Annotated in this window: 15 protein-coding genes and 2 tRNA genes; 7 read left to right on the top strand and 10 right to left on the bottom strand. The window is 61.4% G+C overall.

What is annotated here, in order from left to right; translation table 11 throughout:
- The first annotated feature begins 57 nt into the window (after positions 1-57).
- Both ACP7E0_RS11470 and ppdK read left to right on the top strand, forming a co-directional pair.
- Positions 58-1,680 (top strand): diguanylate cyclase domain-containing protein, encoded by a 1,623-nt coding sequence (locus tag ACP7E0_RS11470; RefSeq protein ID WP_426124993.1) that lies wholly within the window; start codon positions 58-60, stop codon positions 1,678-1,680.
- Between the two features lie 133 nt (positions 1,681-1,813).
- A complete protein-coding gene (gene ppdK, locus ACP7E0_RS11465) occupies positions 1,814-4,480 on the top strand; it encodes a pyruvate, phosphate dikinase (protein ID WP_426124991.1) in 2,667 nt (888 codons plus the stop codon).
- 53 nt (positions 4,481-4,533) lie between these two features.
- On the opposite strand, the gene ACP7E0_RS11460 is transcribed toward ppdK, so the two are convergent.
- From ACP7E0_RS11460 to ACP7E0_RS11450, 3 genes are all read right to left on the bottom strand, one after another.
- Positions 4,534-5,376 (bottom strand): alpha/beta fold hydrolase, encoded by an 843-nt coding sequence (locus ACP7E0_RS11460; RefSeq protein ID WP_426124989.1) that lies wholly within the window; start codon positions 5,374-5,376, stop codon positions 4,534-4,536.
- 141 nt (positions 5,377-5,517) lie between these two features.
- Positions 5,518-5,769, bottom strand: coding sequence for a hypothetical protein (locus ACP7E0_RS11455; RefSeq protein WP_426124988.1), 252 nt, complete (start codon positions 5,767-5,769; stop codon positions 5,518-5,520).
- A gap of 38 nt (positions 5,770-5,807) precedes the next feature.
- Complete coding sequence (locus ACP7E0_RS11450) at positions 5,808-6,194, bottom strand: hypothetical protein (RefSeq protein ID WP_426124986.1); 387 nt, start codon at positions 6,192-6,194, stop codon at positions 5,808-5,810.
- Between the two features lie 306 nt (positions 6,195-6,500).
- Between ACP7E0_RS11450 and ACP7E0_RS11445 the strand changes: the two genes are divergently transcribed.
- Positions 6,501-7,409: a DUF1499 domain-containing protein gene (locus tag ACP7E0_RS11445; RefSeq protein WP_426124984.1), complete on the top strand. Its 909-nt coding sequence runs from the start codon at positions 6,501-6,503 to the stop codon at positions 7,407-7,409.
- Positions 7,410-7,419: 10 nt separating this feature from the next.
- Here ACP7E0_RS11445 and ACP7E0_RS11440 read toward each other — a convergent pair whose 3' ends face one another.
- The 5 genes from ACP7E0_RS11440 to ACP7E0_RS11420 all read right to left on the bottom strand — a co-directional run bounded on the left by ACP7E0_RS11440 (position 7,420) and on the right by ACP7E0_RS11420 (position 11,906).
- Positions 7,420-8,316 carry a LysR substrate-binding domain-containing protein gene (locus ACP7E0_RS11440; RefSeq protein WP_426124983.1) on the bottom strand — a complete coding sequence of 299 codons (897 nt, stop codon included), beginning with the start codon at positions 8,314-8,316 and terminating at the stop codon, positions 7,420-7,422.
- Between the two features lie 203 nt (positions 8,317-8,519).
- Positions 8,520-10,214, bottom strand: a complete 1,695-nt coding sequence (locus ACP7E0_RS11435) for a DUF4166 domain-containing protein (RefSeq protein ID WP_426124982.1) — start codon at positions 10,212-10,214, stop codon at positions 8,520-8,522.
- Positions 10,211-10,666, bottom strand: a complete 456-nt coding sequence (locus tag ACP7E0_RS11430; protein ID WP_426124981.1) for a thiol-disulfide oxidoreductase DCC family protein — start codon at positions 10,664-10,666, stop codon at positions 10,211-10,213. Before ACP7E0_RS11430 ends, ACP7E0_RS11435 begins: the two co-directional genes overlap by 4 nt.
- Entirely contained in the window at positions 10,666-11,598 is a 933-nt protein-coding gene (locus ACP7E0_RS11425; protein WP_426124979.1) for an MBL fold metallo-hydrolase, read from the bottom strand. The genes ACP7E0_RS11430 and ACP7E0_RS11425 overlap by 1 nt, the downstream gene beginning before the upstream one ends.
- A gap of 11 nt (positions 11,599-11,609) precedes the next feature.
- Positions 11,610-11,906, bottom strand: a complete 297-nt coding sequence (locus tag ACP7E0_RS11420; RefSeq protein ID WP_426124978.1) for a cupin domain-containing protein — start codon at positions 11,904-11,906, stop codon at positions 11,610-11,612.
- Positions 11,907-12,299: 393 nt separating this feature from the next.
- Here ACP7E0_RS11420 and ACP7E0_RS11415 point away from each other — a divergent pair.
- Positions 12,300-12,373: transfer RNA gene (locus ACP7E0_RS11415), tRNA-Gln, on the top strand.
- A 272-nt stretch (positions 12,374-12,645) separates the two neighbouring features.
- Positions 12,646-12,822, top strand: coding sequence for a YegP family protein (locus ACP7E0_RS11410; protein ID WP_113316089.1), 177 nt, complete (start codon positions 12,646-12,648; stop codon positions 12,820-12,822).
- 83 nt (positions 12,823-12,905) lie between these two features.
- Here ACP7E0_RS11410 and ACP7E0_RS11405 read toward each other — a convergent pair whose 3' ends face one another.
- Positions 12,906-13,316: a hypothetical protein gene (locus tag ACP7E0_RS11405; RefSeq protein ID WP_426124976.1), complete on the bottom strand. Its 411-nt coding sequence runs from the start codon at positions 13,314-13,316 to the stop codon at positions 12,906-12,908.
- 376 nt (positions 13,317-13,692) lie between these two features.
- On the opposite strand from ACP7E0_RS11405, the gene ACP7E0_RS11400 reads away from it, so the two are divergent.
- Positions 13,693-13,769, top strand: a tRNA-Pro gene (locus ACP7E0_RS11400).
- Positions 13,770-13,964: 195 nt separating this feature from the next.
- Here the strand turns inward: ACP7E0_RS11400 and ACP7E0_RS11395 are convergent.
- On the bottom strand, positions 13,965-14,153 hold the full coding sequence (locus ACP7E0_RS11395) for a hypothetical protein (protein ID WP_426124975.1): 189 nt from the start codon (positions 14,151-14,153) through the stop codon (positions 13,965-13,967).
- Between the two features lie 377 nt (positions 14,154-14,530).
- Between ACP7E0_RS11395 and ACP7E0_RS11390 the strand changes: the two genes are divergently transcribed.
- Positions 14,531-15,010 (top strand): DUF2938 domain-containing protein, encoded by a 480-nt coding sequence (locus tag ACP7E0_RS11390; RefSeq protein WP_426124973.1) that lies wholly within the window; start codon positions 14,531-14,533, stop codon positions 15,008-15,010.
- The last annotated feature ends 50 nt before the right edge of the window (positions 15,011-15,060 follow it).

Raw genomic sequence — 15,060 nt, 5'->3', positions numbered from 1 at the left:
ACACTTTCGCCGACAGCCTTTTCAAAGGCGGCATCGGGTCGCCGGAGGGTATGAAACTTGACGGATTTCACGGGCGCAGATGCTTTGATGCTGCTGGGAGCCGTTCCCGTGGCGTCGCTGTGCGTCAATGCGGGCGGCATCATCGTTTTTGCCAATGAGGCCGCAGCGACCGTTTCCGGCGGCGGCTCTGCTCTTGCGCGGACGCCTGTGTCTCGCCTTCTGCCGGAATGGCACACCGTCTCCAACGTCTCTGCCAAATCCTTCCGCCGTGAAACCCTATTGCTGCGCGGTGATGGCAGCGTCATTCCCGTTGAACTCTCGGTCGTGCGGTTCAGCGATGCTCTGACGGGTGTCGTCATCCGCGATCTCATCGATGAACGGTCGATGGAATCGATGCGGCTTGAACTGGAGCGGCAGAACGATGAGGCCTTGTTGGAGGCGAGAGCGGCCCACCGGCGCCTCGGCTTCTTCATCGACATGCTGCCGCAGGCGGCTTGCGTCTTCGATGCGCAGGACCGCTATATCCTGTGGAATGAGAAATATGCAGCGCTTTATCCGGAAATCGCCGGTCATCTGCGCCCCGGAATGCCCTTCCGTGAGATTCTCGAGATCAGCCTGGCCAGTGGCGATATGCCCGAAATGGTCACGGATCCGGAAAACTGGATCGAGGAGCGGATGAAGCGGCACAGGCTGCCGGTCTCGCAGGAAGAGCAGATGCTGCGTGATGGACGCTGGTTGCGCCACGACGATCGCCGCACGCCCGACGGCGGCGCCATCGGCATGCGCATCGATATCACCGATCTCAAGCGCCGCGAGGAATCGTTCCGGCTTCTGTTCGATGCCAACCCGATGCCGATGATGGTCTGCGATGCCGTGAGCCTCGATATCCTCGCAGTCAACAGTGCGGCGGTCAGGCTTTACGGCTTCCCGGCCGAGGCGATGCGGCAAAAGGGCGTTACCGATTTTCATGCTGGTGGCGAAGGCGAGCGGCTGGGAACCATGCTGCGTGGGCTGGAAGGCGATTGCGAGGCGCGCACCGTCTGGCACCAGAAGGCGGCTGATGGCACGGAACATCATGTGCTGATCTATGTGCGCATCATCAACGAGGGGCCGTCACGGCGGCTGCTGTTGACGATCGCCGATGTCAGCGACCGGATCCGCGCCGAGGCGCACGCCACGCATCTTGCCCATCACGATCCGCTAACGGGCCTGCCAAACCGCATGCAGTTTCGCCAGAAGCTTGAATCCGCACTGGAAAGGGCGGCCCGCGACGGGCAGGAGCTGGCGGTGCACTATCTCGATCTCGACGGCTTCAAGCCGGTCAATGATACGTTTGGCCATGCCGCTGGCGACATGCTGCTAAAACAGGTTGCCGAGCGGTTGAAAGCCGTACTGCGGAACGGCGATCTGGTGGCGAGGCTCGGTGGCGACGAGTTCGCCATTCTCCAGCATGCCTCCGCCAGCAAGGTGGCCGACATCGCTGACCGCTGTATCTTGGCGCTTGGAAAACCCTTCGGCATCGCAGACCGCCAGATCGGCATCAGCGTCAGCATCGGCATCGCGGTAGCGCCCGACAACGGGTTCGATCCCGACGAACTGATGAGTGCTGCCGACACGGCGCTTTATCAGGCGAAGGCTTCAGGCAAGAGCACTTGGCGCCGCAGCCGCACGGCGGCTTGAGCTTTCCACCCTCCTTTGTGACAGGATTTCTGGTGATTTTGCTGCAATGCAGCAAAATTCCGCCGCCGGTGCATTTTAAAGCCGAAAAGGATACTGTAGCGTTCGGTGGGAGCCGTTTGGGTGGAGAATGAGCATGACAAAGTGGGTTTATACCTTCGGCGGGGGAGAAGCCGAGGGAAATGCGGGCGATCGTGATCTCTTGGGCGGCAAGGGGGCCAACCTTGCGGAGATGTGCAATCTCGGCCTGCCGGTCCCGCCCGGCCTGACGATCATCACCGAAGCTTGCGGCAAATATTATGCCGATGGCCGCAGCATTCCCGAAGAGTTAAAGGCTCAGGTCTCGGCCGGCATCGAGAAGATGCAGGCGATCACTGGCCGCGTGTTCGGGGATACCGAGCGTCCGCTACTTCTGTCGGTCCGTTCCGGCGCGCGCGCCTCGATGCCGGGTATGATGGACACCGTGCTCAATCTCGGTCTCAATGACGCAACCGTGCAGGCGCTCGGCCATGATGCTGGCGACGCGCGGTTTGCCTGGGACAGCTATCGCCGTTTCATCCAGATGTATGCAGATGTCGTGATGGGGCTCGATCACGAGGTTTTCGAGGAAATCCTCGAAGACGAAAAGGGCCGTCTCGGCCACGAGCAGGATACCGAGCTTTCCGCCGTCGAATGGCAGCACATCATCTCGCTCTACAAGCGGGTGATCGAGGAGGAGCTTGGCGAGGCTTTCCCGCAGGATGCGGAAGTCCAGCTCTGGGGCGCGATCGGCGCCGTCTTTGCCAGCTGGATGAACCCGCGCGCCATCACCTATCGCCATCTGCACAATATCCCCGCCGCCTGGGGTACCGCCGTCAACGTGCAGGCCATGGTGTTCGGCAATCTCGGCAATACGTCGGCCACCGGCGTCGCCTTCACCCGCAATCCTTCGACCGGCGAGAACGAACTGTACGGCGAATTCCTCGTCAACGCGCAGGGCGAGGATGTCGTTGCCGGCATTCGCACGCCGCAGAACATCACCGAGGCCGCCCGCATCGCTTCCGGTTCCGACAAGCCGTCGCTGGAAAAGCTGATGCCGGAAGCTTTCGAGGAATTCCAGGCGATCTGTAATCGGCTGGAAGGCCATTACCGCGATATGCAGGACCTGGAATTCACCATCGAGCGCGGAAAGCTCTGGATGCTACAGACCCGGTCCGGCAAGCGCACCGCTAAGGCAGCGCTTCGGATCGCCGTCGACATGGCCGAAGCCCGCACGATCACCAAAGACCAGGCCGTCACCCGGATAGACCCGGCCTCGCTCGACCAGCTGCTGCACCCGACCATCGACCCGCGCGCCCGCCGCGATATTATCGGCTCCGGCCTGCCGGCCTCACCGGGTGCTGCGACAGGCGAAATTGTCTTCACCTCCGAAGAAGCGGTATTGGCCAACAAGGAAGGCCGCAAGGTCATCCTGGTGCGCGTCGAAACCAGCCCTGAGGACATCCACGGCATGCATGCGGCGGAAGGCATTCTGACGTGCCGCGGCGGCATGACCAGCCATGCGGCCGTGGTCGCCCGCGGCATGGGCATCCCTTGCGTTTCCGGCGCTGGCAACCTGCGCGTCGATGCCCGCAACGAACTGCTGATCTGCGCCGGCATGACGCTGAAAAAGGGCGAGGTGATCACCATCGACGGCTCGTCCGGACAGGTGTTGAAGGGCGAGATCCCGATGATCCAACCCGAACTTTCCGGCGACTTCGGCAAGATCATGGCCTGGGCCGATGCCAGCCGCCGCATGACGGTGCGCACAAATGCCGAGACCCCGGCCGATGCTCGCGCTGCCCGCTCCTTCGGCGCCGAGGGTATTGGGCTTTGCCGCACCGAGCACATGTTCTTCGAGGGCGAGCGCATCAATGTCATGCGCGAAATGATCCTGGCGGCAGACGAGGCCGGGCGGCGGGTATCGCTCGCCAAGCTGTTGCCGATGCAGCGCTCGGACTTCACCGAGCTGTTCTCGATCATGCACGGCCTGCCGGTCACCATCCGCCTGCTCGATCCGCCGTTGCACGAGTTCCTGCCCAAGACCGACGAAGAAATTGCCGATGTCGCGGCTGTGCTCGGCATGAACCCGGCCGACCTGCGCCAGCGTGTCGATGCGCTGCACGAGTTCAACCCGATGCTTGGTCATCGCGGCTGCCGGCTGGCGATTTCCTATCCGGAAATCTGCGAGATGCAGGCCCGCGCCATTTTCGAGGCCGCCGTCGAGGCCGCCCGCGAAACCGGCGCGCCTGTCGTGCCGGAAATCATGGTGCCGCTGGTCGGTCTCAAATCCGAACTCGACTATGTGAAGGCCTGCATCGATGCGGTGGCGAAGGAGGTCATTGGCGAATCCGGTATCGAGATCGAATATCTGGTCGGCACGATGATCGAGCTGCCGCGCGCCGCCCTTCGCGCCCACGTCATCGCTGAAAGCGCCGATTTTTTCTCCTTCGGCACCAACGACCTGACGCAGACCACCTTCGGCATCTCGCGTGACGATGCGGCGCAGTTCCTCAACACCTATATCCAGAAGGGCATCGTCGAGAAGGACCCGTTCGTCTCGCTCGATTTCGATGGTGTCGGCGAACTGATCCAGATCGCCGCCGAACGCGGCCGCCGCACCAAGAACGGCCTAAAACTCGGCATCTGCGGCGAACATGGCGGCGACCCGGCCTCCATCCGTTTCTGCGAGGAAACCGGCCTCGACTACGTCTCCTGCTCCCCCTTCCGCGTGCCGATCGCAAGGCTGGCGGCGGCCCAGGCGGCCATCAATGGCAAGGGGTGAGGGAGGTCATTTGCCCGGCAAAGAGCAGTTCTTTGCCGGACAAACTTACTTTCCTACTTGTCGATGAAATCCCGCACCGCCTTGTTGTACCCGTCGGGGTCCTGCAGCATGGCGAAATGGCTGGCGTTCTTGAGGATGATCAGTTCGGCACCGGGGATGGTTTTTGCCAGGTAATCGGTATGTTCGCGGCTGATCGCCTCGTCGTGATCGCCGAGAACGATGGCGGTCGGCGTAGTGATTTTCTTCAGGTCGTCGTCGCTCCAGTTGGGCTGGCTTGCCCACATGCCGCTGATCTGGGTGACGAAGGCGTCGTATTCGGTGGGCGTCGGCGAAATTTTCTTGTAAACCTCGCCGGCCTTTTCGATGTAGGTGGCAAAGGTTTTGTTTTCCATCACCGTCGGGATCACCCCGTCGATCTTGGAATTGGCGGCCTGGGCAAACAGTCTGGTCAGCCGCTCCGGGTGATGGATGGCGATGTCGAGGCCGATAATGCCGCCGTCGCTCCAGCCGACAATCGCCGTCTTGTCGATCTTCAGGTAATCGAGCAGCGCCAGATGGTCCGACGACATCAGGTCGTAGCTATAGGGCTCGGCATTGCGGGTCGAGCGGCCGTGGCCACGGCTTTCGGCGACGATGACGGTATGGTCCTTCGAAAGATCGGCCACCTGCGCACCCCAGACATCGGCATAGCCGAGGCCGCCGTGGATCAAAAGGACCGGCGGGCCGGAGCCGTAGACGGCGTAGTACATGTTGATGCCGTTGACCGGTGCCGTGCCGCTTTTGTCCGCTTTCGGCAGTGGCGCCGGGTCAGGCAGTTCCTGCCATCGTTCCGCGGCAAGTGCCGGCGCGGCGGAAAAGAGGAGGAGGACGCACAGTATCTTCAATACGGCTTTCATGAGAAATCTCCCGATTGTTGTCGCATCCATCATAGGCGGCAATCGCCTTTGCCAAAGCAAAAGCCTGCGCGATTTGGCGCTAAATCGGGAATTTTCTTGCGAAAACAGAAAGGGCTGGGCCGTTACCGGACGGCGACAGGGTTACCGGACGGTGACCGGCCGGTTCCAGCCCCACAGCATCGGATCGTTGCCATATCGTAGCGAGCGTGACTCCGCATGCCGGTCGAGATCGATGCGTTGCAGGCAGGTGGCAAGCGCGTCGGTGCCACGGCGGAAGCCATAGGAGAGGCAGGTTTTCTCGTCTGCGGCACGGCGTTCTTGCGGCGTCATGGTGGTGCAACCGCCAAGGATTGCGCCAAGGGCGACAAGCGACAGGATCTTCCGGATATGCATACTGAGACCTTGAAACGATTGCAGTTTCAATCTGTCTATCAGATGCGTTGCAGCACATCCACAAAGGCTTCGGCAAAATTCTTCAAGCCGGCGGTCGTCTCGTCAGGCATCTCGATGCGGATCGTGTTGCCATAGGTTTCCAAGCAGACAAAGACCGTCGCCATCGCGGCGCTGCCGTCCATGGGAACGCGAAGCACGGCGATCCTGTCGCAGTTGGCGATCAGTCCGGATGTTGGGAGTTCGAACAGGAAAGCGCCTTCAATAGAGGCTGCGGCAGCGCGAACATGGGCGGCAAAGCCGTCTTCGCCGGTCGTAAAGCCGTCAAGGGATAGCTCCAACTCTAACAGTTCCATGGTCAGGCCGGATTCTGAAACAGGCAGCGCATGGGTATTCATTGTCGCTGTGTCGAAATCGGTTGTTAGCATGCTCACTCTCCTTTTCAGGCAGACGGGAGATAAAATCTACCGGATGCCTGGAAATCCTGATGTGTGTGCAAGCCGGTCCAGTACCGCAACGGACCGGGAAACACGGCTGGTCCCCGTTTTTTTAAGGTATCGTTAGGAAGAATGGCGAATTTTCGGCATGTTAGCAACTGTAAATATTGCACCCGCCAGCCTTGCCCGTTTGCTGTACGGCGGCGATCCCGGCGAAAACCGCTTCACACCCTTCGCCATCATGCTCTAAACAGGACAAAGCTTACCGCATCCGGGCCAAGGGATTGATTCTGCCAGATGATGATCAAGTATGAGCGCCCCATCTCCCTTGCTGCCCGCTGGGCACGCCGGATCGCGCGTCTTGCCTTTGGTCTGTTTGTCGCGGCTTTGCTTGCCCATCGGTTCGGCCCGTTGGCCACGCCGAATTTTGTGGCATTGTCTGCGCTTTCGGCCGGATTGGCGGCTCTGGCAGTGGTTCTTGCGATCATCGGTTTTGTCAGGCTCTGGCAGGTGGCAGCCGTCGGCGGCGGCGCGTCGTTTGCGGCGCTCGTCTATGCCGTGGTGCCGCTCGGTACCGCAGGCTATGCCCTCAGTGAATATTTCTCCAAGCCGGCGATCTACGATGTCAGCACCGACCCGGTCACGCCGCCGCCCTGGATCAAGCCCCCCAATGCGCCGCAAGGCTGGCTCAAGCGATCCGCCGAGGTGACACCGGCAGACCGGGAGGCGCAGGTCCTTGCCTATCCCGCCCTCACCGGCCGCCGTTACGAGGGCGCGCTCGACCGGGTGTTTCAGGGCGTGAAGACTGTCGCTGAGCAGAACGGCATCACCATCGTTGCGCAGGAGGGCGTCGAAAACGCCGAGGCCGACCTTGAGGACATGGCTGTCAAACCTGCGGATGCCGCCCCGGCCGATAGCGATCCCGACGACGTGCCAATCCCGCTCTCACGTCCCGAGATCGTCACTGGCGAGATGCCGCCGGACCGGCGCTCCTCCGATATCCTGCTTCAGGGCGAATGGCGCACATTGATTATCGGCTTACGTTTCGATGTGCTGATCAGGCTGCGCGAAGAGGCCGAAACCACCTTTGTCGATATGCGTGTCGCCTCGCGCTACGGCGGCCATGATCTGGGTCTGGGCGCCGCCTTCGCCGACCAGTTCCTGCATGCGCTCGATGCCGAGCTGCTGGGGATCGCTGGGGACTGACCCTGTGCCGTCAGCCGGATGTCCCGGTAAAGCAGCCGGTGATCCATGTGGCTAACGCTGTGGCTTCCGGCGACAACTGGCCGAAGTCGCGCGCCACCAGAAAATAGGCCCCATGGGGAATCGATAAATCGAACGGCTGCACGACGCGCCCGGCGTCAAGGTCGTCCTGCGCCAGAATGGTATCGACCAGCGCAATCCCATGGCCGCGCATCGCTGCCTGCAGGGCAAGCGCACAATCGGCAAAGATCGGGCCGCGCATCGCTTCTGTGCCGGGTGTCAGCCCGGCTGCGGCAAACCAGCGGGTCCAGACATCACGGTTTTCCTCGTGTAGCAGGGCGTAGGATAAAAGGTCCTGCGGTGTCAGAAGCGGCGGCCCGGTCAGGATTGCTGGCGACAGGACCGGTATCATCGCGACCTCACACAGCTTGCGGGCCTCGGAACGTGGCCAGGCGGTTGCCTTGGCGCTGTGGCGGATAGCGAGTTCCGTCGCACTGCCACGAAACTCGACGAGCCGGGCCTCGGATTCCACCGAAACATCGATTTGCGGATGCAGCGCCCGAAAACCGGCGAGATGGGGCACCAGCCAGCAACTGGCAAATGCCGGTTCGGCATCGATGGTCAAAAGCGCAGGAGCCTTCGACGCCCGGATTTCCTCCAGCCGCGCATCGATGCCATCAAAGGCGGAAGCCAGCGTTTCGAGCAGCCGGGCACCCTCAGTGCTCAGGCGCACTTGGCGATGATGCCGCGTGAACAAGGCAGTACCAAGCAGCGCCTCCAGTTCGCGCACCTGGCGGCTGATGGCCGCTTGCGAGACGAACAGTTCGTCCGCCGCCAGCGTAAAACTCTCCAGCCTACCGGCTGCTTCGAAACTGCGCAGGGCGGTCAGGGGTAAACGTCCGCGCTTCATCGCATAACCTCAAGTCATTCGAAGGCGACATTAAGCTCGTTTGTCGCCGGCCGGCAAGCGGGATCATACTCAGCCATCGTTGAATTTGAAAAGGACGATGACAATGACGACGCTCCTCAGATTCTGGTTGGACATCATTCTGCTCGTAACCTTCCAGTACGGCGCCCGGCCCCGGACATTTCTGGACGGCAGCGCCGAGCGGTTCAGCCGGAGCCCGGACGAAGCCAGCCGGTGTAGCGCACAATCAGGCCGGTCAGCGGACTGGTGATCTCGACATGAAACCGGAAGATGCCGTCCTGTTCCTCCTCGTAGGTCTCCCCACTGGGCGCGAGAAACAGCGGCAGCGGCAGGCCAAAAATGCGCCAGCCGCGAATTACCAGCTGCAAGCGGCCTTGGTCAGGCACCAGCGCGATCAGCACCCGGAACGGTCCAAAATCCTCGGCCAGCAAACAGGCGTCGCGGCCGGTGGCGACGGATTGCACGCTGCGAAAGGATTTGGTCCCGAACGTGCGGATCCAGGTCTCGCGGCCGCCGTCGTATTCGAAACGGACGTGCACGGGAATATCGGGATTGTCAGGAGGAAAGCCGATGATCGCAGCGGTCAGCCGCGCCAACAGTCCGGTGCCGCGCTCGACGTTGGCGCGGCCTTCGACTGTCCGCGAAACTGTGCTGTCATGTATGGCAGCGACAGCGGGCGGCAGGTGCGCCCAGGCGCTACCCAGCATGCGCCGGTACAGCGGAATGGTCTCCTGCGACGGACCGTCGTCGCGGATGCCGGTGCGGATGGCAAAGCGCGCAAACAGCGGCTCGAAATCCGCAAGCACCAGTTCGCCGGCAGCCGGGCGGGCTCCGGGCTCCGGCTGCCGTCCGTTAAGCCAGTTGCGGATGATTGCTTCTGCCGCCATTGCCGGAATGAAGGGGCCGTCGTCACCTTCGGCTACCAGATGCCAGGACTTGGCAACCGGCCTGCCATCCTCGGCTAGGCCGGTGACGGCGACGAACATGCCGCCGCGATGTTCGCCGAAGGCGAGCAGATGCGATGCCCGGTGAAACAGCGAGGCGAACGGCGAAAGCGACGCCAGAAGCCGCAACCGCACCAGCCAGCCACCAAGACCCAGCAGGCGCTGCAGGACCTGCGGCTCTGTTCCCGCGCCTGTGAAGGTGGATTTCAGACCAGGCAGGGCACTTGGCAAAAGGGCAAGGTCCGGCGCATCGGCGAGCGCGAACCGGCGGCTGTTCAGCGGAATGCCACCCGGCGGCGCGATCGTGCGGCGGATGCCATCCATCAAGCCGTAACCCGCCGTCTGCCGGCCGTGGCGGATAAGCGCCACCGGCTTGCCGGCATAGCTCGATACGGCCTTGATGACGTTGAGGCCCATGCGGACCTTGGGCGAGGGGGCGATGCCGGATGTCACCGTGGCGATACTGGCAAATCCCGGCTTCAACGCGTCGATGGCTGCAAAGGAAAGCGCCGGAAAGCTGCTGCAGCCGGAAAGCGCAAAGACACCACTGTCCTTCGCCATGCCATTGAGACCGGAGATGCCGGCCACGAAAGCGGTCGCATCGGCAAGGTCGAGATAGCAGATCCCGCGCGCGATGCAGGTCTTGACCAGATGGTAGGGATCGGGACCGGCATTCTGAAACGGCCCGGAGGCATCGACGACGAGATCGGGTTTCAATACGGAAAGCACGGCGTCCGCATCGCCGTTACGGTCCATCGCAACGGACTCAAGCACGGCTTTCGCGGTGACGCTTTCAACAAAGGCCCGTGCCTTGTCGAGCGATCGCCCGGCCACCAGCAGCGTCAGCCGCGGTTCGCCGGCCAAGAGCTGCACCAGCCTGCCGCCGAATGTGCCGTAACCGCCGAGGATAAGAACGCGCAGTCGTTCTGCGCTCATGCAAGGAACCGGGCGCGATGCTCCGGCGTCGGCACGAAGCAGGCGTTGCGGCGGCCGGCGATCCGGTAGCGGTTGCGCGCCACCAGTTCGTAGAACGGATCGCGGATGCTTATGGGAAGTACACGTAAGACGCTTGTCAGCTTCCATGGAAAGCCGAGCCCGGCGGCCATGCGCAGGGAGCCCTCTGATTTCAGATAGGCGATGCCGCGCTCGATCAGGATATTGGTCTCATAGTTGCGGCTATCGAGACCATAATGCCGGTAAAGCGCCTCGCCGAGCGGCGATTGCGCGGTGATGAAGCAATAGCGGCCTTGTTTGTCGTGGCGCAAAACGAATTTGACCCAGCCCGAGCAGAAAATGCATTCGCTATCGAAGACGATGACCGGATGATCGTCGGCAAAACCCGGCACCGCCGGATCGCTGCGGTAGCTATAGGCCGGTCTGGGCTGCATCAGCTTGCCCCGCCGGGCACTAGGCGAAAAGCGCCGGTGAGCGAAGGTGCTCCATCGGTCTCGACCTGGCCACGCTCGAGCAGGTCTTCCAGATGGGCAAACACCGACAGGGCGGCAGCGCCATGCAGCCGCGGATCGGTGGTGGCGTAGATCACCTTGACCATATCGGCAATATGGCTGTCGCCGGCACGCACCCGCTCCAGCACGGCGCGCTCGCGCATCCGCCGGTGGGCGCGAAGCCCGCGCAGAAATGCTGCGGGTTGCTTTACCGGGCCGCCATGGCCGGGCAGATAGAGCCGGTCGTCGCGGCCGAGCAGCTTTTCCAGCGACGCCATGTAGTCGGTCATCGATCCATCCGGCGGTGCGACGATCGAGGTCGCCCACGCCATGACATGATCGGCGGAAAAGACGATGCCGGTCTCGCCGGGATTGCTGAGTGCGAAAGCCGCATGGTTGGCGGTATGGCCGGGCGTCAGAAGTGCGGTCAGCGACCAGCCGTCGCCCTCGACTACGTCGCCATCGGCAAGCGCAATATCCGGGACGAAATCCATGTCCGAGCTTTCGGCGAACGGATTGATCTCGCCTGAATGCAGCAGCCGTGCCGCCCGGTGCGGCCCCTCGGCGACGATGAGCGCGCCGGTCTCCACTTTTAGCCGCCGGGCGAGCGGCGAGTGGTCGCGGTGCGTGTGGCTGACGGCAATATGGGTGACCTCGCGGCCTTTCATTGCCGCCATCAGCGCCTGGAAATGCGCCTCGTCCTCCGGCCCCGGATCGATCACCGCAACGGATTTATTGCCGACGATGTAGCTGTTGGTGCCGTGGAAGGTGAAGGGGCCGGGATTGTTGACGGTGATGCGCTGCACCCCGTCTGCCACCGTCACAGCCTCGCCATGGGCGGGCTTGAAGTCGAGGTCAAAATCCGGACCGTCCATGCGCCGTCTCTTCACTTGTACTCGACTTCGATGAACGACATGAAGTCCTTGCCGGCATTGATGACATTGTGCTCGACGCCGGCCTCGCGCCGGTAGGCCTGCCCCTTGGCGATATCCACCCGCCGCTCGCCGCCCGGCTCTTCCAGAAGAAACCGGCAATCGGTCATCGGGATGACCACATAACCCATGCCATGCACATGATGCCCGGTATCCGCCCCCGGCTCGAAATCCCAGCGGGTTATGCGCACCACGTCGTCATCGAGAAGAACGGTGGGCTTGGCAGGCGGACGGGCACGAAAAATGCTCATGAGGGTCTCCGGGTTTGCGACCCGACCCTAGCCTAGAAAGTTGATGACAGAAACGCATTTCCGGTCTCCGGCTTGCGTCTTTTCAACGCTGATACGCCATTGCGAACAATCACCCAATATCCTCTTGCTCTTGCCCCTCACCCTAGCCCTCTCCCCGCAGGCGGGGAGAGGGGATGACAAAGTTTGCGGTTTGTCCTTTCTCCCCGTTCACGGGGAGAAAGTGGCCGGCAGGCCGGATGAGGGGCCGTCAAGCATACTGTGCCCGCCCATGGCCTTCCCAACATCACTCACGCAAAAAATCCACGCAAAACCTAAACTTAAACATTGTCGCAGACGTGCGGCTTTGCTAAACCGGCTCTCGATTTGGCAGGGCAATTTGTTCACGCCAAACGTTGGGGCGTAGCCAAGTGGTAAGGCACTGGTTTTTGGTACCGGCACCCCTGGTTCGAATCCAGGCGCCCCAGCCATTTTAATTTCTCGTTTTTTTCAGATCTGTAGATCATATCAAGGCCCCTTAGTATGGCGGCTTTGTGGATCCTCTACATGAACATTGAGCGGGCTATGCCTGCCCCTCGGAAACGTTGCAGAAGATAGCGCGTTGGTCTGGCGGCCCAAAAAGAGAAAACCGCCGATTTTCGCCGGCACGCCGTTCGCTTTACATCAGGTTCAAACTTGCCAACGCCGGTCGCGGCTGCCACGTTAAGCTGGCTTGATTCACGCTGATAAGAGGGGGGAGCGCATGGCTCACAAGTTTGAAATCTACAAAGACAAGGCTGGCGAATTTCGTGTTCGCTTCAAATACAACAACGAAGTGATGTTTGCGACGGAAGGTTATTCCAGCAAGGCGAGTGCTCAGAATGCCATCGATTCGATCAAGAAAAATGGCCCCGTTGCGCCCGTTGAGGATAATAGCTGAATCTCATTAAATGCCTCAAAACAAAGCCCGCCGGTAAAGATCGGCGGGCTTTGTTGCATCAGTACAATCAGCGCAAAAACACCTTACTTAGCCTTCTCACCCGCCAAAAACTCCTCGCACCAGCTTGGGCCTGACGATTTCTTGACGTCGCCGAGCACCGTGATCGAGCGGATGACGTAATCGGAGGAGACGTTCAGCTGGACGGAGCAGGAGAGGAATTCGGTGCGGGCAGAGGCCGTCTTCTTGCCCTTCTTGCCGTTTTCGCCTTCGGCATATTGCGCCGGGATCGTCCGCTTCTTGTAGCCGCCCTTCCAGGAATAGACCGTCATGTCGCCGCTGGAGACGTCCGACTGCGGCGGGCCGAAGGCGGCGAAGAAGACGCCGGCGGGCTGTCCTTTCCAGCGGGCTTCGACGGCATTGCGGGCCGGGCCCACGGTGGTGCAGCCGGCAAGCGCCAGCGCAAGGCCAGCCACAGTCATCAAGCGGAAATTCATCTGGTCACGTCCCTTTGGCTTTCGTTCTGAAACATCGGTCGCCCCGGCGGCGCAAAGCGCTGGCAGCCAAGGCTTGTCGCCTGAGCCTCTAGCGCTAAACCGATTGAAAGAAAATCAGTGGAACGACTTATATGCGCGGTCATGCGCATAAATTTGCAAGCGTTGCCGAAAGGCCCCAGCGAGGGCGGCGGATGGCCGCAGAAATCCGGTAAAAGCTGTGATTGAACGGCCTTGTTTCCCGTTGCGAGCGGGGCAGGGCGGCACCGATCCCGGTGCGCTAAACGGCTTATCCCGTTGTTTTCAGGCAACTTGCCGATTTTTCACAATTGCGCCTTGTGGAAAGGAAAATGCTGTTCTATAGAGGCGCCGCTGGTCACGGAGTGTAGCGCAGCCTGGTAGCGCACGTCGTTCGGGACGACGGGGTCGGAGGTTCGAATCCTCTCACTCCGACCAGCTTGTTCAAGGCTTTCAAAGCCTTGTGTCCCCTTATCTCAGATTTTTTCAGATTGCCTCAAAACGGATCCTCCGTTTGTGCGGAAGTTGGCTGTGTGCGTTGTTTGCTCGCGTTCAGCGGCATAGGGCGAGCGCGGAGCATCCCCACCGCGGATAAGTCCTCCCCCCCAGCCTGTGACCGAGGGGAGGGCTGGTTCAGGCTTTGGACGTTCTGCCATTCTTATCCTTGGGGACTGATATGTTGAACCGAGCGCCGCCTTTAGCGACCTCAAATCCCGTCTGATGGGTCACGACGGGTTGCGTCTTCATGGGCGACGGCGCGGTGGCGGCAAATGCCGCACCGGCCAGGGTGCACGATACCGCAACGGCAAAAATGAACTTCATGATCTGTCTCCTTTAGTGCTGACAGGCTCCAAACGGAGCGTGTCTTCGCTGCATGCGCAGGAAGAATCCGTGCCTAGGCCGGTCAGCGTCCAAGGGACATACGGCATCCGCCGTATTTTCGACCGCCGTCAGGGCGGGAAATGAAAGAGATGGTTACCGGCTGATGACCTGCGCACCTGCGTTTGCACCGGCAAGGCGGCTGGATCAGGCCTCTCGTCCCCGGACCGGCGCTCTACCCTGTATCGGACCGCAGTCTTGCTTGACCGAAAAACGAAATGTGAATTACAACGGCTGATCTCTGCAGTGTTGCAGTCCCCGTCATGTCCCGCGCCCGCTGTCCCGGCGGTCACCCGGCTTCTCAGCAGGAATTTCCGCCGATGTTCGATATGTTATGGCGCAGCGTGGCAATCGGCGTTGGCGGCACCGTGCTGATGGATGTCTGGGCTTTGCTGCTGTGTCTGGTCGCTGGCCAGAGCAAGCCGAACTGGGCGCCGGTCGGGCGCTGGTTTTGGCACCTGCGCACCGGAAAAGTCTTTCACGACGATATCGGCACGGCCGAGCCCTATGCGCACGAGCAGGCGCTCGGCTGGATCAGCCATTATGCCGTCGGCATCGCTTATGGCATCCTGCTGGTCGCCGTCACCGGGCCAGCATGGCTCGCCGCGCCAACCTTCCTGCCGGCCTGGATCGTCGGCATCGTCACCATCGGTGCCGGTTGGTTCCTGCTGCAGCCGGGCCTCGGTATTGGCTGGGCAGCCTCGAAGCTTCCCAACGCCAACAAGGTACGTTTGCTGAATTTCGTCTCGCACACGGTGTTTGCCGCCGGCATGTACGGCACGGCGCTGCTCCTGGCGTAAGCAAGATGTTTCTGGCCCCAGCCACCGCATGTTATGGCTGTCGCACACAA

Source organism: Pararhizobium sp. PWRC1-1 (assembly GCF_049897905.1).
Taxonomy (GTDB): domain Bacteria; phylum Pseudomonadota; class Alphaproteobacteria; order Rhizobiales; family Rhizobiaceae; genus Pararhizobium.
Note: the sequence above shows the minus strand (reverse complement) of the source record. Positions and strands in the feature narration are given on the sequence as shown.